General features: G+C 65.1%; 19 protein-coding genes. 10 read left to right on the top strand and 9 right to left on the bottom strand.

Annotation, left to right across the window (positions count from 1 at the left end):
- Nucleotides 1-2: 2 nt before the first annotated feature.
- Nucleotides 3-1,184: a sulfate adenylyltransferase gene (gene sat, locus RLO07_RS06980; RefSeq protein WP_462291419.1), complete on the top strand. Its 1,182-nt coding sequence runs from the start codon at nt 3-5 to the stop codon at nt 1,182-1,184.
- A gap of 10 nt (nt 1,185-1,194) precedes the next feature.
- Here sat and RLO07_RS06975 read toward each other — a convergent pair whose 3' ends face one another.
- The gene (locus RLO07_RS06975) at nt 1,195-1,632 is read right to left on the bottom strand and encodes a TlpA family protein disulfide reductase (protein ID WP_462291418.1); all 438 of its coding nucleotides are present in this window, start codon (nt 1,630-1,632) and stop codon (nt 1,195-1,197) included.
- Between the two features lie 122 nt (nt 1,633-1,754).
- Between RLO07_RS06975 and arsC the strand changes: the two genes are divergently transcribed.
- From arsC to sppA, 4 genes are read left to right on the top strand one after another with little or no spacing between them, the layout of a single operon-like run.
- Entirely contained in the window at nt 1,755-2,105 is a 351-nt protein-coding gene (gene arsC / locus RLO07_RS06970; RefSeq protein ID WP_462291417.1) for an arsenate reductase (glutaredoxin), read from the top strand.
- Nucleotides 2,105-2,710: an NAD(P)H:quinone oxidoreductase gene (gene wrbA / locus RLO07_RS06965; protein WP_462291416.1), complete on the top strand. Its 606-nt coding sequence runs from the start codon at nt 2,105-2,107 to the stop codon at nt 2,708-2,710. Before arsC ends, wrbA begins: the two co-directional genes overlap by 1 nt.
- A complete protein-coding gene (locus tag RLO07_RS06960) occupies nt 2,707-3,096 on the top strand; it encodes a DUF2069 domain-containing protein (RefSeq protein WP_462291415.1) in 390 nt (129 codons plus the stop codon). The genes wrbA and RLO07_RS06960 overlap by 4 nt, the downstream gene beginning before the upstream one ends.
- Nucleotides 3,093-4,940, top strand: coding sequence for a signal peptide peptidase SppA (gene sppA, locus RLO07_RS06955; RefSeq protein WP_462291414.1), 1,848 nt, complete (start codon nt 3,093-3,095; stop codon nt 4,938-4,940). The genes RLO07_RS06960 and sppA overlap by 4 nt, the downstream gene beginning before the upstream one ends.
- 22 nt (nt 4,941-4,962) lie before the next feature.
- Here sppA and RLO07_RS06950 read toward each other — a convergent pair whose 3' ends face one another.
- The 5 genes from RLO07_RS06950 to RLO07_RS06930 all read right to left on the bottom strand — a co-directional run bounded on the left by RLO07_RS06950 (nt 4,963) and on the right by RLO07_RS06930 (nt 14,816).
- Nucleotides 4,963-8,094, bottom strand: a complete 3,132-nt coding sequence (locus RLO07_RS06950; protein ID WP_462291413.1) for an efflux RND transporter permease subunit — start codon at nt 8,092-8,094, stop codon at nt 4,963-4,965.
- Nucleotides 8,091-9,350, bottom strand: a complete 1,260-nt coding sequence (locus RLO07_RS06945; RefSeq protein ID WP_462291412.1) for an efflux RND transporter periplasmic adaptor subunit — start codon at nt 9,348-9,350, stop codon at nt 8,091-8,093. The genes RLO07_RS06950 and RLO07_RS06945 overlap by 4 nt, the downstream gene beginning before the upstream one ends.
- Nucleotides 9,351-9,478: 128 nt before the next feature.
- Nucleotides 9,479-10,297, bottom strand: coding sequence for a mechanosensitive ion channel family protein (locus RLO07_RS06940; RefSeq protein ID WP_462291411.1), 819 nt, complete (start codon nt 10,295-10,297; stop codon nt 9,479-9,481).
- Between the two features lie 41 nt (nt 10,298-10,338).
- Nucleotides 10,339-11,664 (bottom strand): efflux RND transporter periplasmic adaptor subunit, encoded by a 1,326-nt coding sequence (locus RLO07_RS06935; protein WP_462291410.1) that lies wholly within the window; start codon nt 11,662-11,664, stop codon nt 10,339-10,341.
- A gap of 14 nt (nt 11,665-11,678) precedes the next feature.
- Entirely contained in the window at nt 11,679-14,816 is a 3,138-nt protein-coding gene (locus RLO07_RS06930; RefSeq protein ID WP_462291409.1) for an efflux RND transporter permease subunit, read from the bottom strand.
- 180 nt (nt 14,817-14,996) lie between these two features.
- Here RLO07_RS06930 and RLO07_RS06925 point away from each other — a divergent pair, with 180 nt between their 5' ends.
- Genes RLO07_RS06925 through RLO07_RS06905 form a run of 5 tightly spaced genes read left to right on the top strand, consistent with a single transcriptional unit; the run spans nt 14,997 to nt 18,995 of the window.
- Complete coding sequence (locus tag RLO07_RS06925; protein WP_462291408.1) at nt 14,997-15,452, top strand: MaoC family dehydratase; 456 nt, start codon at nt 14,997-14,999, stop codon at nt 15,450-15,452.
- 9 nt (nt 15,453-15,461) lie between these two features.
- The gene (locus tag RLO07_RS06920) at nt 15,462-16,160 is read left to right on the top strand and encodes an NUDIX hydrolase (protein WP_462291407.1); all 699 of its coding nucleotides are present in this window, start codon (nt 15,462-15,464) and stop codon (nt 16,158-16,160) included.
- Nucleotides 16,157-17,680, top strand: a complete 1,524-nt coding sequence (locus RLO07_RS06915) for an FAD-dependent oxidoreductase (RefSeq protein ID WP_462291406.1) — start codon at nt 16,157-16,159, stop codon at nt 17,678-17,680. Before RLO07_RS06920 ends, RLO07_RS06915 begins: the two co-directional genes overlap by 4 nt.
- Nucleotides 17,677-18,135 carry a c-type cytochrome gene (locus RLO07_RS06910; RefSeq protein WP_462291405.1) on the top strand — a complete coding sequence of 153 codons (459 nt, stop codon included), beginning with the start codon at nt 17,677-17,679 and terminating at the stop codon, nt 18,133-18,135. Before RLO07_RS06915 ends, RLO07_RS06910 begins: the two co-directional genes overlap by 4 nt.
- Nucleotides 18,132-18,995 carry an HpcH/HpaI aldolase/citrate lyase family protein gene (locus RLO07_RS06905; RefSeq protein WP_462291404.1) on the top strand — a complete coding sequence of 288 codons (864 nt, stop codon included), beginning with the start codon at nt 18,132-18,134 and terminating at the stop codon, nt 18,993-18,995. The genes RLO07_RS06910 and RLO07_RS06905 overlap by 4 nt, the downstream gene beginning before the upstream one ends.
- 34 nt (nt 18,996-19,029) lie before the next feature.
- Here the strand turns inward: RLO07_RS06905 and RLO07_RS06900 are convergent, their stop codons facing one another.
- The 3 genes from RLO07_RS06900 to RLO07_RS06890 all read right to left on the bottom strand — a co-directional run bounded on the left by RLO07_RS06900 (nt 19,030) and on the right by RLO07_RS06890 (nt 22,902).
- Entirely contained in the window at nt 19,030-21,171 is a 2,142-nt protein-coding gene (locus RLO07_RS06900) for a hypothetical protein (RefSeq protein ID WP_462291403.1), read from the bottom strand.
- Nucleotides 21,172-21,265: 94 nt separating this feature from the next.
- Entirely contained in the window at nt 21,266-22,453 is a 1,188-nt protein-coding gene (locus tag RLO07_RS06895; RefSeq protein WP_462291402.1) for a lipid-transfer protein, read from the bottom strand.
- The gene (locus RLO07_RS06890) at nt 22,453-22,902 is read right to left on the bottom strand and encodes a Zn-ribbon domain-containing OB-fold protein (RefSeq protein ID WP_462291401.1); all 450 of its coding nucleotides are present in this window, start codon (nt 22,900-22,902) and stop codon (nt 22,453-22,455) included. Before RLO07_RS06890 ends, RLO07_RS06895 begins: the two co-directional genes overlap by 1 nt.
- Between the last annotated feature and the right edge of the window lie 123 nt (nt 22,903-23,025).

The following is a 23,025-nucleotide window of genomic DNA, read 5'->3' as shown; positions in this document are numbered from 1 at the left end:
TCATGATCAAGCCCCACGGCTCTGCTGAGCTGCATCCCCTCCATGTTGCCGACGACGCCCGTCGCGCCGCCCTGCTGCAGGAGGCGCAGCAGCTGCCGTCCCTCCTGCTCAATTCCGCCGCCGCCGCCAACGCGGTGATGCTGGGCGCCGGCTACTTCAACCCGCTCAACGGCTACATGAACCTGGCCGATACCCTGAGCGTTGCCGACAAGTTGCAGACCGTCGACGGCCTGTTCTGGCCGGTGCCGATCGTCAACCTGACCGAGTCTGCCGACATCGCCGCGGGCAGCCGCATCGCCCTGCGCGACCCCAACGTCGAGGGCAATCCGGTGCTGGCGATCATGGACGTGGAAGCGGTCGAGACCGTGAGCGAGGAGCAGATCGGGTTTATTTCCGAGAAAGTGTTCCGCACCCTGGATCCGGAACATCCCGGGGTCGCCACATTCAAGAGCCTGGGCCGCACCCTGCTGTCGGGTCCCATCGAGGTGCTCAATTTCTCCTACTTCCCGGAGGAGTTCCCGGACACCTTCCGCACGGCGGTGCAGATCCGCGAGGAGATCGCCAGTCGCGGCTGGAACACCGTGGTCGCCTTCCAGACCCGCAACCCCATGCACCGGGCCCACGAGGAACTGTGCCGGATGGCGATGGAAGACCTGCACGCGGACGGTATCCTGATCCACATGCTGCTGGGCAAGCTGAAGCCGGGTGACATTCCCGCCGATGTGCGCGATGCCTCCATCCGCAAGATGGTGGAAGTCTACTTTCCGCCGAACACGGTCATGGTCACCGGCTACGGTTTCGACATGCTCTATGCAGGTCCGCGGGAAGCGGTGCTGCACGCGGTGTTCCGCCAGAACTGCGGCTGCTCACACCTGATCGTTGGCCGCGACCACGCCGGTGTCGGCGACTACTATGGCGGCTTTGACGCCCAGGCCATTTTTGATGAAGAAGTGCCGGCCGGCGCCCTGGAGCTGCAGATCTACCGCGCCGACCACACCGCCTACAGCAAGAAGCTGGACCGGGTCGTCATGATGCGCGATGCGCCGGACCACGGCCCCGAGGATTTCGTGCTGCTTTCCGGGACCAAGGTGCGGGAAATGCTGGGCAACGGTATCGCGCCGCCGCCGGAATTTTCCCGACCGGAAGTGGCGCGGATCCTGATGGACTATTACCAGAGCCTGTAATCGGCCCAGTCTATTGCTGGCCGCCGCTGGTGGCAGCCAGCAGTGATTCCAGCGTCTGTGGCCCCACCAGGGAGTGCACCAGCTCCCCCGCGGGATTGATGATGAAGGTGGTGGGCAGCACCGAGGGTCGGGGCTGCCCCAGCAGCTCCGCCGGATCCTGCTCGAGGGTGGGGAAGGCGACCTTCAGGTCCCGGACCTGTCCGGCCAGGTCCTCCCCGGTGGCGCCGTCATAGTTGACCCCCAGCACCGTGATGTCGGCGTGCTTTTGATCCAGTGCATTCAGCTCCGGTATTTCCTCGATACAGGGCTTGCACCATTTTGCCCAGTAGTTGATGACTACCCACTGGCCGCGCAGGCTCTCGAGCAGGGAAGCGTTGTCGGCCGGTGCTGCGGGTGGCTGGCAGCCGGTGAGCAGCAGCGTCAGCAGGGCAAGGCAGGTAATTCTCACGTTGGGGGGCTCCGCGGGTCTCGATGTGGATTGTCGACGGCGGCAAGTATGCCATGATTTGCCGGCGGTTCCACCGGCAGCCCTTTTGCTATAATGGCGGCCCTTTGGCCCCGGAGTCCGTCGTGAGCGAATACCAGATCTACCACAATCCGCGCTGTTCCAAGTCCCGCGCTACCCTGGCGCTGTTGCAGGAACACGGCATTGAGCCCGAAATCGTGCTGTACCTTGAACACCCGCCCTCGCAGGCGGCCCTCAAGCGCCTGCTGGCAAAACTCGATATCAGTGCCACGGAACTGGTGCGCCGCGGCGAGGCCGAGTACAAGGCGCTGGGCCTTGATACTGGCAGCTCCGAGGCCGATCTGCTCAGGGCCATGTCTGCGCACCCGAAGCTGATCGAGCGTCCCATCGTCGTGCGCGGTGAGCGGGCGGTACTGGGGCGGCCGCCGGAGAACGTACTGGCGCTGCTGGGCTGATGGCCGATCCCCATGTTCTGGTGCTGTACTACAGCCGCCACGGCGCCACCGCGGCCATGGCTGCGCAGGTGGCCCGCGGCGTAGAAAGTGTGGCCGGGATCAGCGCCCGGCTGCGCACTGTCCCTGCCATCTCCGCGACCTGCGAACAGACCGAGGATGAGATTCCCGACGACGGGCCACTTTACTGCGAGCTCGACGACCTGCGTGACTGTGCGGGCCTGGTCCTCGGCAGTCCCACCCGCTTTGGCAACATGGCCTCGCCGCTCAAATATTTCCTCGACCAGAGCTCTGCGCTCTGGCTTGGCGGCGCTCTCATTGACAAGCCGGCCGGGGTATTCACCTCCACATCGAGTCTCCATGGCGGCCAGGAATCTACCCTGCTGAGCATGATGCTGCCCCTGCTGCACCACGGCATGGTGCTGGTCGGCCTGCCCTACAGCGAGCCCGGATTGATGAGCAGTACCAGCGGCGGCACTCCCTACGGCGCCTCGCACTGGGCCGGAGCAGACAACAGCCGCGCCCTGGATACGGCGGAGGCCGCCCTGTGTCGGGCTTTGGGCAAACGCGTCGGCAGGCTGGCACTGGGCCTGGGAGCCTTGTCATGACGGTGCGCGCGCGCCGCGGCGCAAGCCTCTGGACCTGGTGGCTGACCTGGCTCAGCTGGGGCCTGTTGCTGTTCCAGCAAGTGGCGGACTTGTTCCAGTTCCAGCCGCCCTGGATCATCTGGCTGGGCAAGTTGCTGCCCCTGCTGCTGTTCCTGCCGGGCATGTCGCGGGATCGCTTGCGCAGCTTCATCTGGCTGTGTTTCGTGTCTTTGCTGTATTTCATTACCCTGGTGGAGCGCTTGTTCGCTACGCCACAGGCGGTGCTGCCGTGGCTGGGCATGGTGGCTGTCGTCACCCTGTTTTGCAGCGCCATGTTCTACGTGCGCTGGCGTGCTCGCGAGCTGCAATCCCCTGTAACCGCCAATGAATCGGAGTCCCCCGAATGAGCAAGCCCTCCCTGCTGCGACGCATTTTTTCCCGGTTCTGGGCCGGCCTCACCTGGTTCCGCCTGGCCCTGTCGAACATCCTGTTCCTGGTCTTCCTGGTGCTGATCTACGTTCTCTATTTCAGTGGTGGCCAGCAGCCGCTGCCAGAGAAAGCGGCGCTGCTGTTGAATCTCGGCGGCACCGTGGTGGAGGAGAAGTCGCGTACCAACCCGCTGCAGGCCCTGCTGGGTGAGCCGGCGCCCACGGAACGAGAGATCGTACTGCGGGATGTGCTGGATGCCATCCACCATGCGGCCAAAGACCCGATGATCACCGCCCTGGTCATGGAGCTGGATTACCTGGTGTCGTCCGGGATCAGCAAGAATATGGAGATCGCCGAAGCCATCACCGCCTTCAAGGCCAGCGGCAAGCCGGTAGTAGCGGTGGGCGACTACTTCACCCAGGATCAGTACCTGCTGGCCAGCCAGGCCGATGAAATCATCCTCAGCCCGATGGGCGCGGTGCCGCTGGAGGGCTTTGCCAGCTATCGCAATCATTTCCGCGAGGCGCTGGAAAAGGCCCTGATCTCGATGCATGTGTTCCATGCCGGCAAACAGAAGTCCATGGCCGAGCCGTTCCTCCGTGACGATATGTCCGCGGAAGAGAAGGCTATCACCGCGCGCTGGCTGGCGGACTTGTGGGGCCGCTATACCGCCCTGGTGGAGGAGCGGCGGCAACTGTCCCCGGGTGCAGTGGACGCCTATGTCGACAACTATCATGTGCTGCTGGCGGCGGCGGCCGGTGACAGTGCCCGGCTGGCCCTCGAGCAGGGCCTGGTCGACAGGCTGCTGGCGCGCCCCGATGCCAACGATTACCTGATCCAGTTGGTCGGAGCCGAAGACGAGGGGGGCTTCTATGAGGCCGTATTCTTCGAGGGTTACATTGCCCGCACCCGCCCGTCGAGCTTCACCCAGGTTAGCGGCGACCGGGTGGCGGTGGTAACAGCCGAGGGCAATATCATGTCCGGAGATCAGCCGCCGGGGGCTATCGGCGGTGACTCGTTGTCGCGCCTGCTGCGCCAGACATCGGAGCAGGAGGGAGTCAAGGCGATCGTATTGCGGGTGAACACCGGCGGCGGCAGTGTGCTCGCCTCCGAGCGGATTCGCCATGCGCTCGCCCGAGTGCGGGCGCAGGGCATTCCGGTGGTGGTCTCGATGGGCTCGCTGGCGGCTTCTGGCGGTTACTATATCGCCGCAGAGGCGGACCAGATCTGGGCGACCCCGGCGACCCTGACCGGCAGTATCGGCGTATTCATGGCGTTTCCCACCTTTGAACAGCTGCTGGACCGCGCAGGTATTTATACAGACGGCGTCGGTACCACCAGTCTTGCCGGTTCCCTGCGCTTCGACCGCCCCCTCAATCCACAGGTGGCGGCATCACTGGCCAGCACGGTGAACTTCACCTACGAGGGCTTCCTGGATATTGTCGTCGCGGGGCGCGAGCTGGAGCGCGAGCAGGTTGTCAAGGCGGCAGAGGGCCGGGTCTGGAGCGCGTCCGATGCCCGGCGCCTGGGGCTGGTGGATGAGCTGGGCTCCCTGCGCGATGCCATCGCCGCTGCCGCGACCCTCGGTGGCCTTGGCGAGCGCTACCAGGTCGAGTATGTGCAGGAGCCGCTGTCCCCGCGGGAGATGCTGCTACAGCAGCTCGCGTCCCGGGTCGGAGCCGCCGCTTCCCCGTGGCCGGGGTTGAGTGCGGGTTTGCAGGGCCTGGTGCGGCCGCTGGCCAGCGTCGCCCGTAGCCTCGCCGAGATGAACGATCCAGCGCACTTGTACATGCGCTGCCTGTCCTGTTCGGCGCTGCCCTGAGGGGGCGCGCGCCGGTTCAAGGTCAGGAAGCTGTTTCCAGGGGGCTGCTGGTCAGGCGCCCGTGCCAGGCCCTGAGGTCCAGCAGGATCAGGTAGAGGCTGGGGACCAGCAGCAGGGTGATTACCGTCGCGAAGACGATGCCGAAGGCCAGGGATACGGCCATGGGCACGATCTCCTGGGCCTGGGCGCTGCGCTCGAGCAGCATGGGGGCGAGACCGAAGAAGGTGGTGAGGGAGGTCAACAGGATGGCGCGAAAGCGGCTGCTGCCGGCTTCGACCACCGCCCGCAGGGGCTCCACGCCATCCTTGATGGAGCTGTTGATGCGGTCCACCAGAATCAGGCTGTCGTTGACCACGACACCGCTCAGGGCAATGACCCCCATCAGCGACATCATGCTCAGGGGATAGCCGGTGATCCAGTGCCCGACAATGGCGCCAATCACGCCGAAAGGAATCACGCCCATGATGATCAGCGGCTGCAGATAGGAGCGGGTGGGCACGGCCAGCAGGGCATAGATCCCGAACAGGGCCAGGCTGAAGCCGATCAGCATGCTGGTCAGCATTTTCTGCTCTTCATCGGCCAGCCCGGCAATGGCGTAGCTGAGGCCGGGATAGCGCTGCAGGATGTCCGGCAGCACCTGCTTCTCGATGTCGGCCACCACCCGCGCCGGCTCTACCAGGTCCTTGTTTGCCTCTGCGGTGACTTCAGCCGCGCGCTGATAGTTGATGTGGGTGACCTTCTGCAGGCCCTGCTTGACCTCCAGCCGGGCCACGGTGTCGAACGGGATCTCGTCGCCGGCCGGCGTGCGGATATTCATGTCGTTCAGGGAGTTGACTGTCTCCCGGTCCGCGCGCGGATAGCGGACCATGATCTTGACCTCGTCGAGACCGCGCTGTATCCGCTGCGCCTCGGCGCCATAGAACGCGTGACGCACCTGGCTGGCCAGTTCCAGCCGCGACAGGCCAAGAGACTCGCCTTCCGGCAGCAGTTCGATGTGAAATTCATCTGAGGTTTCGCTGGCGCCGTTGCGGATATCGTAGAGCCCGTCGTAGCGGCGCAGGGCAGTCTCCAGCTCGGTGGCGGCGGCGCGCAGCATGGTGAAATCCCGGTGCATCAGGTCGAAGGCGATGGAGGGGCCAAAGCGGGGCCCGTCGGCGCTGCTGATGGAGAGTATTTTTACCCCGTGCGGTGTTCCCACCGCGTCGCGCCAGCGCCGTTCGATCTCGCGGGTGCTGATACTGCGCTGGTCCTCCTTGCTCAACTCCAGGTTGACGCCCCCGCTGATGCGGCTGCTGCCATAGGCAAAGACATGCTGCACCAGGCGTTCGTCGCGGCCGGACTCGCGCCGGTAGTCCGCCTCGACCTGATCCAGCGCGGCGACAATATCGGCGATGGTTTCCAGGGTGCGCTCCTCCGGGGTGCCCTCGGTCATTTCCACCTCGACGTTGATGAACTCCCCGGGCACATCAGGTGCGATCACGGTGCGCACCAGGCCACCTGCGACCAGGCCGCTGCACAGGACCAGCAGGCCGAGAAACCCCGCCAGGGTGACGTAGCGATACTGGATACAGCGCTGCATCAGCGGACTGTAGCGCTGCTCCACAAACTGCTTGAGGTGCCGGTTCACGGTTTCCTGGACCCGATCCACTGCCAGCAGCACCCGGCTGCGGGTGGCGCTGCTGTGGGCCAGGTGAGCGGGCAGGATCCACTTGGACTCCACCAGCGAGAACATCAGGCACAGGATCACCACCCAGCCGCAGGCCTCCGGGAAGGCGGCGAACACGCCCTCCATGAACAGGGTGGGGGCAAAGGCGACGATGGTGGTAAGTACGCCAAAGGTGGCCGGCATTGCAACTTTCTGCACGCCGTCGATCACGCTGTCGATGCTGTGGCCGTGCCGTTCCTGCTCGGAGTAGGCGCTTTCGCCCATGATGATCGCATCGTCGACCACGATACCGAGCACCAGGATGAAACCAAACAGGCTGATCATGTTCAGGCTGGCGTGTATGTACGGCGTATTGATCATCGCCATGGCGCCGAGGAAACAGACTGGAATCCCCAGCATCACCCAGAAGGCAAGCTTGATCTCCAGAAACAGGGCCAGCACGATGAAGACCAGCAGCGCGCCCATCGCCAGGTTCTTGACCATCATGCCGAGCCGGCCTTCAAGGTAGTAGGTGATGTCCGACCAGATATCCAGGGTCACCGCCGCCGGCAGCTGTCCCTGCTTCTGCTCTACCCAGGCCCGGGTGGCATTGGCGGTATCGATTATGTCCTGGCTGCCCATGGCGAAAACCTGTATCCCCAGCGAGTAGCTGCCGTTGAACAGGGCGAAACCACGGGTCTCCTCGAACTCGTCCCGGACCGTGGCGATGTCCCCCAGCAGCAGGCGGGTGCCGTCGGGAAAACTGCGCAGGACGATTGCTTCGAAATCCTGCTGCACATAGGCCTGGTTCTGGGTGCGCAGCATGATGTCGCCCTGGCGGGTGCGCAGGGAACCCGCAGGCAGGTCCAGCGATGAGCGGGCGATGATGTCCGCCACTTCCCCCAGGCTCAGGTGGTACTCGCGCAGCAGCTGTTCGGAGATCTCCACCGATATCTCGTAGGCGCGGGCGCCGACCACCTCCGCCGCAGAAACCTCCGGCAGGGTCAGCAGTTCGCGGCGCAGCTCGTCGGCGAGGGTCTTCATGCTGCGCTCGTCCAGGTCCCCGGACAGTTGCAGTTGCAGGGCGGGAAACAGCAGCTCGGGCTGGCTGATAATGGCTTTTTCTGCATTTTCGGGAAAATGCTGAATTGCGTCGATGCGGTTCTTGATATCCGCCAGCAGCTCGTTGATATCGGTACCGTCCAGCGGTTCGATCATGATTCTGGCGAGGGACTCCAGCGCATCCGATTCCACCCGCTTGATGCCGTCGAGATCGTTGATGGCCTCCTCGATCTTGAGCACGATACCCTGCTCCACCTCCTCCGGTGAGGCGCCGGGGTAGGCCATGTTGATGAAGATCATGTCGATGTCGAAGGTGGGGAACATGGCGCGCTGGATGGTGAACGCCGAGCCCAGGCCGACCACCAGGATGATCGCCATCAGCAGATTGGCCGCGACCGGGTTATGCGCGAACCAGGCGATGATGCCCTTGTGCCGCCCCATGTTCATGGGCTGGCGGCTATTTCCGGCGCGTCCGACGTCGTCTCCGCAGGTACACCTGGCGGTGTTGTCTCCCGGCGCCGCAGGTCGCTGCTGCTGACTTTGGAGACCACTTCGACCTCGGCTCCGGTCAGCGCGCTGTCCAGGGTGGTGAGAATAACCAAGTCACCGTTTTCCAGGCCCGAGGACACATAGATGAAGTCGCCGCTGGCGCGCAATGCCGTCACCTTGCGATTGCGCACCAGATTGTTGGCATCCACCACCGCCACCGTGTCGCCTGCCCGCAGTACATAGCGCGGCAAGGCCACCAGCCCGGGCATGGGCCGGCCCTCTATGTTGGCGTTGACAAACGTGCCGACGCGCAGGGGTTCGCGCCCGGGACTGTCGAGGGCATAGGGGTCATCCACGCGGGCAACCGCGAACAGCGCCCGGGAGCGCTCGTCGAATACGCCTTCGCTGCGGTGCAGGCGCGCGCTCCAGTGGGTGACGTCACCGCCAACATCGGTGTACAGGTCGATCAGGGCACCGCCGGAATCGGCTGTGACCCCGGGAAGATCCAGGTAGGCGAGCCGTGTCTGCGGGATGGGCAGGCGCACTTCGGCCGTGGCGACCGCGAAGATCTCCGCGAGACTGGTGCCGGGGGTGACATACTGTCCCAGCTCGGTATGCTTGTCCCGGATCAGGGCGTCATAGGGAGCGCGTACCGCAGTTCGCTCCAGGTCATCCCTGGCCGTGCTCACATCCGCCTTCGCGGCCAGTAGCTGGGCTTCGGCCTGGGCCAGTTGTGGCTTGCGCAGGTACAGGTCGCGGGCTGCGTCCGAGCGCTGGCTGCCGGCGGGCAGCTTCTCCCATTCGCGCCGGGCGACATCGGCCCGGCCCTGCTCCTGCAACAGCTCGCTCTCTGCGCTGCGCAGTGCGGCCTGGGTGCGGGCCAGGCGCGCCTCGTAGTCGCGGGGATCAATGCGCAGCAGCACATCGCCCTGGCGCAGGAAGCCGCCGACGTTGAAGTTGTCAGCCGCCTCGACGATGCGCCCCTGCACTTCCGCCACCAGGACGGTCTGCTGCAGCGGTGACACGGTGCCCTGGGCCTGCACCGGAATGCGGATGGTTTCCTTCTTCACTTCCACCACATCCACGGTTACCGGGATGTAAACCGGCTCGGTAATGTCGGTGGAGGGGCGGTTCAGGTACAACAGGAAGGTGATGGCAGCCGCGCCTGCGAGGAGGCCGGCGGCGAGGAAAATCTGGCGTTTTACAGAAGCCACAGCAGGATCCGGTCTGAGGTCGTAGTGCCCTTTCCTGGGTGAACGGGCACTTCGGCTTTTACGAAGCCGTGTTTATATCACACCGAGCCGGATCGGAGCTGTGAAATACTGGTGACAAAGGGCCGTTTTCATTCCTTTTCCGGCATGTGCACGTCCATCTGCGGAAACGGGATGGTAATGCCCGCCTCATCGAACTTCAGCTTCACCGCCTCGGTGGTATCCCAGTATACGCCCCAGAAATCCGCCGACTTGACCCAGGGCCGGACCAGGAAGTTAACGCTGGAGTCCGCCAGTTCACCGACCACAATAGTAGGTGGCGGGTCCGCCAGCACCCGGTTGTCGGCGGTGATGACTTCCTCCAGCAGCTGTTTCGCCTTGCGGATGTCGTCATCGTAGGAGACGCCGAAGACCATGTCCACGCGGCGGGTGGGTCGCGCGGAATAGTTGGTGATGTTGTTACCGAGGATGGCGCTGTTGGGAACGATGACTTCCTTGTTGTCCGGGGTGGTCATGGTGGTAGTGAAAATGCTGATGCTTTCGATCACGCCCATGGCATTGCCTGCCTCCACGAAATCGCCCTTGGTAAATGGACGGAAAGTGATAAGCAGCACGCCGGCGGCCAGATTCGACAGCGAACCCTGCAGCGACAGGCCGATGGCGAGACCGGCGGCACCGAGCAGGGCGACCATGGACGTGGTGTCGATACCGAGCTGGCTCAGGGCCGCGATTATGACAAACAGCAGCAACACCCAGCGCAGGATGGCAGAGAGGAAGCGCACCAGGACCTCGTCCACCCGCCGCGCTTGCATGACCTTGATGATCAGGCCGACAACGGTGGCAACGACTACGCGGCCGATGTAGAAGATGACCAGGGCCAGAATGATGCGCGTGCCCCAGGGGATAAGGTAGCTCTGCCAGAGCATGTTGATATCGATGTTTTCGGGCATTTGTCGCGGTTCTCCTTGGAAAAGCACCCAATATACCGGATTCAGGCGCTATTTACAGGTCGTGTCGCGGTTCTGTCGGCGCCCGGTCCGGTATCGGCGATGGCGGCGTCGCCCAGGATTTCAACTGGTAGACCCGAGCTGGCCTGGGGCAAATCGCTGGTCAAGACCCTGCTGTTCGCCGGTATGGCCGCGGCATCCACCAGCACTTCCAGCTCCCCCAGCGCGTTGCGGCGGGTACCCAGTGGCGAGACCTCCAGTCCCCGCAGCCGGGCATTCTCCACCAGGTAAATCCGCTTCTGGCCGTAGAGGCTTTGCAGGGGCAGGGCGACCGCGGGCCCGGTCGGGGGCAGGCGCAGGTACAGGTCCACCGCGCGTCCCAGTTCGTGACTGCTGCCGGCGCTTGCGGGCAGGGCGAAGATGGCTTCCAGGCCGGTACGGCCCTGGCCCACTTCACTGGCCAGCTGCAGCAACCGGGCGGGTATCTGCTGTTCACCCACGAATGCTTCCACCACGGTACCTGCAGTCAACGCCTGTTTGAGCGTGCCGGCAAGGCTGCCCGGCACCGGCACCCGCAGCTGCAGCGCCCGATCGTCATACAGTGCCAGCAGGGTCTGCCCCGGCCGCACCCGATCGCCGGGGGCTGCCTGCAGGCGCGCGACGCGGCCCGCAAACGGCGCCCGGACCCGGGTCTGCTCCAGACTGCGGCGCTGGTCCTCCTCCCGCGCCGCGGCACCTTCCAGGCGGGCCTGGGCACTGGCCAGTCGCTGCGGCTGCTTGGCAACCAGCGCCTGCTGCCGGGCAAATTCTATCTGTTGGCTCGCCGCTTCCCGCTGCAGGCCTTCCAGCTGCTCGGTCGCGACCAGATTGCGGGCATGCAGGGTCCGCAGCCGTTCGACCCGGCTCTGGGTGAGGTCGAGCAGTGTCTGCTGCTGTTCCAGCACCGTGCGCTCGCTGGCGAAATCGGTTTGCAGCGCTGCCACCGCTGCTTCAGCCTCAATCCGGTCGGCTACTCGCTGGCGCAGCTGCAGCGCCTGCTCTTCGTCGTCGAGTGCGAGCAGCAGTTCACCGGCTGCCACGGCTTGCCCCTCGTTCGCGTACACCGTGAGCACGCGGGATTCAAGGGCGGCACCGATCTGGGCGTGACGGGGAGTCTCGATACGCCCGAACAGCTGCAGCTCCGGGCTGAGATACTCGGCCTGCGGGCTGATTGCGGTTACCGTCCAGACTTTCTCACGGTTCACCGGTGGTTCGTGTTTCGGTGCCGTAGCCATCAGTCCGGCGGTGCTGAGCATACTGGCGAGTGCGACCAGGGCGAAGCGGCGGTTTTTCGCCTGCAGCAGGCGTGACAGCTGTAATTCAAGTTTCATTTTTTGCAATCCTCTCAGGTATTTGCGGGCACGGCGACTGGGAGGTCGCTGGTCGCTCCGGCGCTGTGGGCCTGCCGGTCCAGCAGGGACAGCAGCGCGGGGATGGTAATCAGGATGAGGGTGGTGCCGTAGAGCAGGCCAAAGCAGATCACGACTGCCAGCGGCGCCATGGCCGCGCCCATGGGCGAGCTTTCCAGCATCATCGGCGCCAGCCCCAGGGTGGTGGTCAGGGAGGTCAGAATCACAGGCCGCAAGCGGTCGCGACAGGCGTCCACCAGCGCTGTCCTGGCCTCTGTGCCCTGATCGCGGTAGCGCTTGTAGGCGGTGATCAGGATGATCGAGTCATTGACGATGACGCCGGTCAGGGTAAACAGGCCCATGATGGCCATGGCACCGAGGTTCAGGTTCATGAGCTGCAGTCCGATCAGGGCGCCGGTGAGGGCCATCGGAATTGCGACCATGACCGCCAGGGGCCAGGTCCAGGAGGCGAAGATCCAGGCCAGCACCAGATAGATCAGGACCAGTGCCAGGCCCGCGCCCAGCAGCAGGTCAGTCATCAGCCTCGCCTGTTCCGCCGAGCCTTCGCCGAGCCCGTACTGGATGCCGTGGCGAGCGACCAGCGCCGGTATCACGTTCTGTTCCAGATCGGCAATCACTGCCATCGGCGTGTTCACCCGCCGGTTCATGTTGGCGAATACATTGATCACGCGCTGGCCATTGCGGTGGTTGATGCGCTCGATACCGCGGCGGGCACCGGTTTCCGCCACGCTGGCCAGCGGCACCACGGCACCGGACGGGGTGACGATCGGCAGCCGGCTGATGGCACCGGGGTCGAAACGCTCGGCCTCGGGCAGGGATACCCGTACTTCCAGCTCGGCATCGTGCTCGGTAAACAGCTGGATACGCTGGCCGTTGAAGGCAGCCTGTAGCTGGCGCCCGATGTCGGTGCTGGTGAGGCCCGCGGCGCGACCCTCGGTGGTCAGCGAGAACACCCACTGCTCGCGCCCATAGGGCAGGTCGTCGAAGACCTGGGTGACTCCCGGATAGCTGGCAAGGGCAACCGCCAGTTCTTCCGCGGCGGCCTTCAGGGTCAGCAGGTCGCCGCCACTGAAGTAGAGCTGCAGGTCGGGGAAGCGGTCTTCGCCCGACGAAAACGCAATCACCTCCACGGCGGGATTGGCGGGTGCCCGTGACTGCCAGGCGGTGGAGAACTCCGCCAGCGTGACCTCGCGCTGGTCCGGTGAGACCAGCTCCACCTGGATCGCCGCATACTGGGAGCCACTGCGCTCCTGTCGTTCCAGCTCCGCCCAGTTGCGGTGGAGGATATGGGTGACGATGATCTCGCCACCCAGCGCGGCGTTGGTATCCAGCAGGGCCTGCTCCAGGTCTGCGAGTACCGCCGCCTTTTCCGCTGCGGTCACCTGGGGCGCAAACTGCAGGTGTACATCGGCGAATTCAAAGTTGACTTGCAGGTCGAGCTCGGTTTTCACCCGCCCGCTGGCGAGCAGCGACAGCGCCACCACGAAGGCGCCAATGGCCGCGGCCAACACGGTGCGGCGATTGTTGAGTGCGGCGTTGAGGAGCGGCAGGAAGCGGTGCTCGGCAAAGCGCTTGAAGCCGGCTTCGAAGCGGCGCCGGAAACGGCCGGGCCGGCGCTGCTGCATGCCCTCGAAGCTGTGACGCAGGTGGCCGGGCATGATCAGGAAGCACTCCACCAGGGAGGCAATGATGACGCAGCTCATCAGCAGCGGAATCTCGCGGATGAACGGCTCGTTCAACACCAGCAGGGGCAGGAAGGCCGCCAGGGTGGTGAGGGAGGAGGCCATGACGGGGGCAAACATGCGCTGGGCACCCTGGGCGGCGGCATCCTGCGGGCTGGCGCCGTCCTCGAACCGGGTCAGCGCGTGTTCGCCGACCACGATGGCATCGTCGACCACGATGCCCAATGCCATTACCGCGCCGGTGAGGCTGATGAAATTGATCGAGCCGCCCAGGAAATGGAACACCGCGAGCGCCCCGAGGAAAGATACCGGGATGCCCAGGGTGACCCAGCCGGCGACGCGGGTGTTGAGAAACAGAAACAGGGTGGCGACTACCAGCAACATGCCGGTGAGACCATTGTTCACCACCAGCATCAGGGTGTCGCGGGCAAAACGCCAGGCCTCCAGCCACACCGTGGCCTCAATGCCCTGCTGCCGCAGCAGGGGGGCATTGTCGGCGTGCCAGGCGCGCAGGATGGCGGCCTCGTCCATCATGTCCGAGCCTGGCGCCCGGCGCGTGCGAATCATGATGGCTGCCTCGCCATCGTGATAGAGCAGGCGCTGATGGTCCTGTTGCCGGCGTTCTATCAGGGCGATGTCGCCCAGGTAGTGCAGGGCGCCGTCGGCGGTGGCACGCAGCGGCAGTTGCGCGAACTCCGTGCTGCTGCGGCGCTGATCCAGGCTGCGCAGTTGACGTTCCTGCTGGCCGCTGCCGACACTGCCAGCGGCGATATCGCGGCTGCTGTCGAGGATCCTGCCGGCGATCTGGTGCAGGGGCACGCCGAGTTCGAACAGGGTCTTGCTGTCGATCTGGATGGCGATCTCCTCCCTGGGAATGCCCCTGAACTCGACCTGGTCTGCGCCGCGGGCGATCAGGTCGCGCTCGATCTGGCGGGCCACAGGCACCAGCTCCGCCAGTGACCCGGCGCCGGTAAGCAGAATGGCGGCGACCGTTTCCAGATACTCGTTCAGCCTGATCACGGGGGGTTCCAGATTGGCGGGCAGGCCGCGCGCCAGCGCGACCTGCTGCTGCACCCGCTCCAGGGCTTCACCCATGTCAGTACCCTTGGTGAACTGCAGGCGGATAGTGGCGCTGCTGTCACTGGTTGTGGAGCTGAGGCTGCGCAGGTTCTGCAGGCCCCTGAGCTGGAATTCCACGGGCTCAGTGACCAGGCGCTCTACATCCTCGGCTGCGGCTCCCGGCCAGGCCAGGACAATTTCCACGCCAGTGGTCGGCTGGCTGGGGTTCAGCTGCACGGTCAGCTGGCGCAGGCCCCAGGCGCCGGCCAGCACCAGCATGATCATCAGCAGGTTGGCAGCCAGGGGATGGCGGGTGAAGGTGGTAATCAGATAGTGTGGGTGCGCGTCGTGCTCGCCGCAGGGAGATCGCATGGTTCTGTCCGCATTGATATGGTGTTATACATAACTATAACACCATGATTGTAATCGCGCCAATACCTGCTGACATGAATCCCGCAACGGCTGGTGGGAAACATTGAACCGTCCCGGCTGCCCCTGCTGGCTCCGGGTGCTATAGTCCCGATCTGTCTGGCAACAGGGATACCGCCCCCGATGACGACCGTTTTCGACAATCCAGCCGCCCTGCTGGGCACCGCAGGTACTCACCTCGGCAGCAGCGATTGGCTGCTGATAGACCAGCAGCGTATCAATCTGTTTGCGGAGGCGACCGGGGACCACCAGTGGATCCACGTCGACCCCGAACGCGCATCGCAGGGGCCTTTCGGCAAGACCATAGCCCACGGCTACCTGACCCTGTCGCTGGCGAACCTGTTTCTGCCCCAGCTGCTGCGGGTCGACAATGTCTCCATGGGCGTGAACTATGGCTGCGACAAGGTCCGCTTCCCGGCACCGGTGCCGGTGGGCAGCCGGGTCCGGGGCAGTGGCGAAATCCTCAGTGCCGAAGAAGTGAAAGGTGGGGTGCAGGTGGTTGTGCGCATGACCATCGAAGTCGAGGGCAGTGACCGGCCGGCCTGTGTGATCGACACCATCAGCCGCTTCTTTCCCTGAGGTGATGGCATGCTTGAGCTGAGTGAACAGGCGGTGCCGGTGCACCCGGCGGCGACCGTGGTGTTGATGCGGGACGGTCCCACCGGGCCGGAAGTGTTGTTGCTGCAGCGCAACGCCGCTCTCAAGCACATGGGCGGCGAGTGGGTGTTCCCGGGCGGACGGGTCGATCCCGCCGATTACACAGCGCCTGGCGATGACTACCAGGCCGCGGTCAATGCGGCCATCCGCGAGACCGGGGAAGAGGCCGGGGTGGTGATCGCGCCGGAGCAGCTCAGTTATCTCTCCCACTGGACCACTCCGGAAGGCGCCAAGCGCCGCTACAGCACCTGGTTCTTCCTCGCGGTGCTGGATGACGACCAGGAAATCCGGGTCGATGGCGGCGAGATCGCTGCCCACCGCTGGCTGCGTCCGCAGCAGGCTTTTGCGGAAATTCGCGACACCGACAACGTGTTTCGTTTGCTGCCGCCGACTTTCATCAGCCTGGCCGACCTTGCCGACCATGATTGCTGCGCAGCGGCCCAGGCCGCCGTGCGCGAGCGGCAACCGTTCCTGTACGTGCCCCGAATGGTGATGCTGGAGGGTGGAATCTGCTTTCTCTACGAGGGCGATGCGGGCTACGAGGACTGCTGTGAAAGCGCCACAGGGCCCCGCCACCGAACCTACATGATCAATTACCAGCTAGAATACATTCGGGAGCTACCCCGGTGACGCGCTCCGGTCTCCGGCGCAGGCAGCTGCTGGCGGGTCTCGGCTTGGGTGCAGGTGTTGCCCTGTCCGGTCCGGCTGCGGCGCTGGCCAGCCGCGAGATCGGGGCATGGGATGACAGCGTCGACGTGCTGGTCGCGGGCTCCGGCTCCGCCGCCTGCAGTGCCGCCATCGAGGCCCGGCGCAGCGGCGCCCGGGTACTGCTGATCGAATCCCTGCCGCGCTTCGGCGGCTCCTCCGCCATGTCTGGTGGCGTGGTCTACGCGGGCGGTGGCACCGCCCTGCAGAAGGCGGCGGGCTTCGAGGACACGGTCGAGGAGATGTACCGCTTCATTGCCAACAACAGTGGCGGCTATCCCCAGCTCGACAAGATCCAGCTCTATTGCGAAGAGAGCGTCGCCCATTTCGACTGGCTGGTGGCGATGGGCATCCCGTATAACGACCGCTATACCGACGTCAAGGAACTGACCCTGGGTGACGAGTCGCTGTACTACTCTGGCAATGAACTCGCCTGGCCTGCACGCGATACCGCCCGCCCCGCGCCCCGCGGCCATGTGCCCGGCGAGCCCGGGATGACCGGCGGACGGCGCCTGATGGAAGCGCTGCTGGCGCAGACCCGGGCCGCCGGGGTAACCATGCGCGCGGGAGTATCCGGGCAGCGCCTGGTGCTGGAGAGCGACGGCCGGGTGGTGGGCATGCAGGTGCTCCAGGACGGACGCGAGTACAACGTCCGCGCCCGCCGCGGGGTGGTGCTGGCCTGTGGCGGCTTCATTCACAACCGCGACATGGTGCAGCGTCACGCGCCTGCGCTGTTTGACTGCTCGACGCCCTGGGGCAATGCCGGCGATCTGGGGGAGGGCATCGCCATGGGTACGGCCGCCGGAGGTGAAACCCTGCGCATGCACGAAGGCTTTGCCATTACGCCCATCTACCCGCCGGAGTCCACCCTGGCCGGGATCGTGGTCAATGCCAGCGGTCAGCGCTTCATCGGCGAGGACAGCTACTACGGTGTGCTCGGTGACGCCATCGCCTACCAGCAGCAGGGCAGGGCCTGGTTGATCACGGATGCTGCCAGCAGTTTCGATTTCCACCAGGACAACTTTCTCATGGTCGCGGAGGCGCCGACCATCGGCGACCTGGCAGCGCGTACCGATTTCCCCCAGGGTTCCCTGCAGCACACGGTGGCCTACTACAATCGCTTTGCCGCCACTGGCCGCGACCCCCTGTTCCAGAAGCAGGAGCGCTACCTGCAGCCCCTGGACAAGCCTCCGTTCAAGGCCTGGGACATGTCGGTGAAGCGGGCATTCTTTACCGCCCACACCTTTGGCGGCCTGCACACGGATGTCGACGGGCGTGTTATAAACTCCTTCGGCGAAACCATCCCCGGCCTTTACGCGGTGGGCCGCACAGCCGCCGGTTTGCCGGTGGCACCCTATATTGCCAGCGGCCTCTCGGTCGGGGACTGCACCTTTTTTGGCCGTCGCGCCGGTATCGCGGCCGCACGTGCCGGGGTGGCCGCGTGAAGCGCTGGCTTGCCGCTATTGCCCTGGCTGTCGCGGCGCCCGCGCTACTGGCGGAGAACGCCCCGGTGGTGATGCCGGAAGGGGATTACGAACGGGGCCGTTTGCTGTTTGGCCAGTGCCGTACCTGCCACTACCCCGAAAAGGAAATGGGCCACAACAATGGGCCCAGTCTGCACCGGATCTTTGGCCAGGTGGCGGGCAAGCAACCTGGCTTTGAGCACTACTCGGAGACCTTCCGCGAGGCGGAATTTGTCTGGACTCCGCAGCTCCTGTTCCTGTGGCTGGCAGACCCGCTGGCCATGTTCCCCGACACCACCATGATGGCCCGCGGGATTCCCGACCCGCAGCAGCGGGCGGACCTGGTGACCTACCTGAAACGCGCCTCGGTACGGGGCGTTGAGCCATCTCCCGAAGAGGCATCGGGGCCCGCAGCCAACACGGAGACAGAACTGTGACCACGATATTGCGTTCCGCGCTGTACATGCCCGCTGTCAACCAGCGGGCCATGGACAAGGCTCGCGAGCTGCCTGTGGATGCGGTGGTCTTCGACCTCGAAGACGCGGTCGCAGCCGGGAAAAAGGCCGCAGCCCGGGAGCAGCTGCTAGCCCAGCTGGCCGCCGGCGGTTATGGTCCCCGGCAACTGGTGGCGCGCTGCAACGCCCTGGCCACTCCCTGGGGCGAGGCGGATATCCGCGCCCTGGCCGTCACTCCCGTGACCACCCTGTGCCTGCCGAAGGTGGAGTCCGTGGCGCAGTTACACCAGGTATCCGCTCTGCTGGAGGAACTGCAGCGCCCGGACATGACCCTGTGGGCGATGATCGAGACTCCGGCCGGTGTGGCCAATGTGGAGGCGATTGCCGGTTATGGCCGACTGACAGCACTGCTGATGGGCACCACGGATCTGGCCTGTGAGCTGCGCCTGCCATCGGACCCGGCCCGCACTGGTCTGCAGTACGCCCTGGGCCGCTGCGTCATGGCTGCACGCCAGGCGGGCGTTACCGTGCTGGATGGCGTCTATCTGGATATCAAGAATGAAGCAGGCCTGCGCGCTGTCTGCGAGCAGGGCCGTGCCCTGGGCTTTGACGGCAAGACCCTGATTCACCCGGGGCAGATCGCCGTGACCAACACCGTATTCGGGCCCGATGCCGCCGCATTGGAGCATGCGCGCAGGGTGCTCGATTCCTGGGAGCAGGCCACGGTCGCAGGCAAGGGCGTGGCGGTGCTGGATGGCAAGTTGATCGAGACCATGCATGTGGACGAGGCGCGGCGGGTGCTGGCGGCGGCAGCGCATATCGAGAGGCTGGAGCGGGGGTAAACGTCGGCCGGGTTCGTGTAACGTCCGGGGTCGCTCAGCCCTTGCCTCGAGCCGGGCGTCGACTGTTGGCCGCCGGCCGGGGCCTGGACTTGGACTTGGGTTTGGGTTTGGGCGTGGACCTGGGTTTGGGCGTGGGCCTGGCGGCCGTCTCGCGCGCGGCCAGCGCCAGCTCCCGGACCTGCTGCAGGTCGGCGTCTGAATAGGGTCCGTTGACACCGGAAATGGCTGCCAGCTGCATGCCGTGCTTCAGGCCCAGCTGGTAGATCTCCCGCACCTTCTCCCACTCGATCTGGCGACCGAGGGTGAAGTTCTCGAAGCGGCCCTCCAGCGCCAGGAGGATGGTTTCGGCCAGGCAGGCGAAGACCACGTTGGGAGGCAGGCCGATGTCCTTCATCCGCACTTCGCCGGGCAGGCGGATTTCCCCGGACTCGATCACCAGCACATCCGGTCGTTTGGCGACATCTTCCGCGGGGATGTCCAGCGGTCGCGCCACATCGGTGATCACGCAGCCGGGTTTGACCTGCATGATGTCCAGGATCTTCTTGCCGGCGCCGGAAGTGGCGGTGACGATCATGTCCATGTCGTCCAGGTGGCGCTCTGCTGTACCCATGAGGTGCAGGGCGCTGTTATCGGTCTCGTGCTCGATGGTTTCCTTCAGGGCCAGCAGCTTGGCGCTCTCCGGAGACACCAGGTACAGCTCGTCCACCGCCCGCGCCAGCAGCCGGGCGCAGACCGAGCCAATGGCGCCGGTGGCACCGACTACCATGGCCTTGCCCGCCATGCGTCCGCTGGGTCCCACCCGCACCAGCCCCAGCCGCAGGGTGGCCTCGTGGGCCGCCCACAGGGCACCCGAGGCGCTGTAGCTGTTGCCGGTGGTTATCGGCAGGGGCGCCCGCTTGGCGACGGTGATGCCGGCGTCGCCAATGACCTTGGTGAAGGCGCCCAGGCCCATGATCTGGGCACCCATCCGGCGCGCCATCTCGGCGGCGGCCAGCAGGCGCCGATAGGTGAATTCGGGGCTGTGCGCCATGATCTCTTTCGGGGTGCCGCCCACGGTGATCAGCCAGCCCTCCGCCTCGGCACCGGTGGGTGACTTGATGCCGTTCACCCTCGAGTAGGTGAAGGGCGGCGAGTACGCCATAATTTTTTCCAGTGCATCCATCACCGGTGGTGGCGAGAAGCGGGCGACAGTGTCCAGTGGCCTGGCCTTGGCGAGGTACTGCTGCGACAGGGGATGGATGACGAAGGCGAAGCGACTCCGGCGCTTGAAGCCCGCGGGGTAGAGTATGCGCGGTTCGATCCCGAGACTCTCGATGATCTCCAGCAAGTCGTCGTTGCCGAGCTCTTCCGGGCGTTTTCCCAGGGCGGCCATGATCATGGCTTCGACCACGTTGACTCCCAGCAGGCGGCCGCTGATCACCGGGGTGTAGTCCACCACCATGTCGACACCCCGTTCACCCAGGCTTGCGAGCCGCTCCCTGGAAGTGGTGGCACTGAGCACTGTCTTGCCCGCCAGTTCCTCCAGCCCGAAGGGCGCGAGCTCATCGAAGCTGGCGGCGACTACGTGGGCCTTGTGCAGTGCCTTGCGCAGCAGGAACTGGTTCCATTCCTGCAGCACTGCGAGAGACGGCCGCAGTATCTGTGGAGCCTGCCAGCTCAGTAGCGGGTGCGTGCCGGCCACATACAGTTCCAGCGCCGGCAGTGAGGTGAGGAACTTGGGGATGCCCAGTTCCCTGACCGGGTCGGCAAACACGAGGTTATCGGTGAATTCGGCCAGGATCTGCGCCGCGCGATAGCTGGCGGCGCCACTCATGAACAGCGTGCGGCTGTTGTTGAAAAAACCTGGCAGGGTACTCTGGGTGTGGCGGATGGACCATTCCTGGAGGATGTCCCGCAGTCGGGCGCCCGTGGTCGCCGGCACCCGGGTGACCTGCTGCAGCAGTCGCCGGGTTGGCGCCTGCTCGTACTTGCGCACCCCCACCTGCCGATGATCGCGCACCGCCCCCAGGCCAATGGCATCGGCCTGTTGTTGCCATTCCTGCAGTAGTGTCTCAGCCCTGCTGGTGTCGCCGTCGGTACCAATGCGCAGGACCCGCAGCCGCCTGCCGAGGAAACGGGTCCGGAAATCGAAATCGAGGCCCGCTGGGCCAAGGCTGATGCTGACCACGGTTTTCATGCCGGCTCCTGTCTGCCTGGGGGGCGCAGTATTGCCCCCGGAACCTGCTTATACCAGAAAATACGCTGCCCAAGACAGCGGATCAATCAAGGTTTCAGCGCTTCACGATCACCGAACTGCCGTGCCCGAACAGGCCCTGGTTGGCAGTTATGCCCACCCTCGCGCCCTGCACCTGGCGGTCGCCGCTCTGACCGCGCAGCTGCCAGGTCAGTTCGCAGACCTGGGCCAGGGCCTGGGCGGGAACCGCTTCCCCGAAGCAGGCCAGGCCGCCGGAGGGATTTACCGGGATCTTGCCGCCCACGGCGGTGTCGCCCCGGCGCAGCCACCGGGCGGCTTCTCCCCGCGGTGTCAGCTGCAGGTCTTCGATCCAGTCCAGCTCCAGCGCGGTCGACAGGTCGTAGACTTCGGCCACATCCACATCCTTCGGGCTGATGCCCGCTTCCTCATAGGCTTTTACCGGTAGCGAAGCGCGGAAGCTGTGAGCTTCAATGCCGGCTGCGGCCGCGGAATCGGTGGCGATGTCGGGCATCTCCACCACGGCACTGGCGAAGCTGGGGGTGACGGTGGAGATGGCCGCGATCCGCGGGGCGTCACCCTTGCCGATGCGCTTGGCGTAGTCCAGGCTGCAGACGATCAGGGCGGCGCCGCCGTCGCTGGTGGCGCAGATGTCCATCAATCGCAGTGGGTCTGCGACCATGGCCGATGCGGCCACATCCTCGGCTGTGAAACACTTGCGGTAGCGGGCGCGCGGGTTCTTGCTGCCGACCAGGGAGTTCTTGACCTTGACCGCGGCGAAGTCCTCCAGGGTATCCCCATACAGGTCCATGCGCCGACGCGCGTAGAGAGCGAAGTAGGTGGGATTGGTGATGCCCAGGTAGAAGCGCACCCAGTCCGGGTCCTCCGGACGGTAGCCGCCGGCAGGGGCTAGGAAGCCCTTGGGTGTCGTGTCCGCACCGACCACCAGCGCGACCTCGCAGTCGCCGGCCAGGATCTTGTTGCGGGCGGCCGCCAGGGCCTGGGAGCCGGAGGCGCAGGCGGCGTAGGAGGTGTTGACCTCGCAGCCCTGCCAGCCCAGGGCCTGGGCGAAGGTGGCGCCGGCGACATAGCCGGGATAGCCGCAGCGGATGGTGGCGCCGCCGGAAACGAACTTGACGTCGCGCCAGGGGATGCCGGCGTCTGCCAGGGCCTCGCGGGCCGCGGCCACGCCGTACTCGACGAAATTGTGGCCCCATTTGCCCCAGGGGTGCATGCCGGCGCCGATAATGGCGATTTCATTGCTCATCAGTGCTGACCTCCCTGGCTGGCAAGCGGGCGCCACTTCCAGGTCATTTTGATGTCTTCCTCGGTTTCGTGCAGCGGTTCCAGCACCAGCTCCATCTCCATGCCTACTTTCAGGTCCGACACGGCAATCCCGCTAACCACCTGACCGAGGACGGTCATCTGCTCCTCTTCCAGGGTTACCGCGGCGATGGTGTAGGGCTCGAAGGGGTCGGCGGCGACGAATGGCGCTGGTGGCTGGTAGCAGGCGTTGGTGTAGCTCCAGATGCGCCCGGTGCGACTCAGCGGCACCTCGCGGAACTCGGTGCTGTCGCAGTCCGGATTCTTGCAATACCGGTTCTGCTTGGGGAAGAAGTAGGTGCCGCAGGCGCAGCACTGGCTGCCGATCAGCCGCGGCTGCTGGTCCAGAGTAAACCAGCCCTCAATGGCCGGGGCCAGGGGTTTGTTGCTCATGCAATGTACTCCGCTGATACGCGGCCTGCAGGGTACTATTCGCCTCCGGGGCAGGCAAGGTTGCGGACTGCGCGGCAAGCTTCTGTACAGGCGGGTATACCAATGCAGACTTCGCGGTTACCA

Source organism: Haliea sp. (assembly GCF_040221975.1).
In the GTDB taxonomy this organism is placed as follows: domain Bacteria; phylum Pseudomonadota; class Gammaproteobacteria; order Pseudomonadales; family Halieaceae; genus Haliea.
Note: the sequence above shows the minus strand (reverse complement) of the source record. Positions and strands in the feature narration are given on the sequence as shown.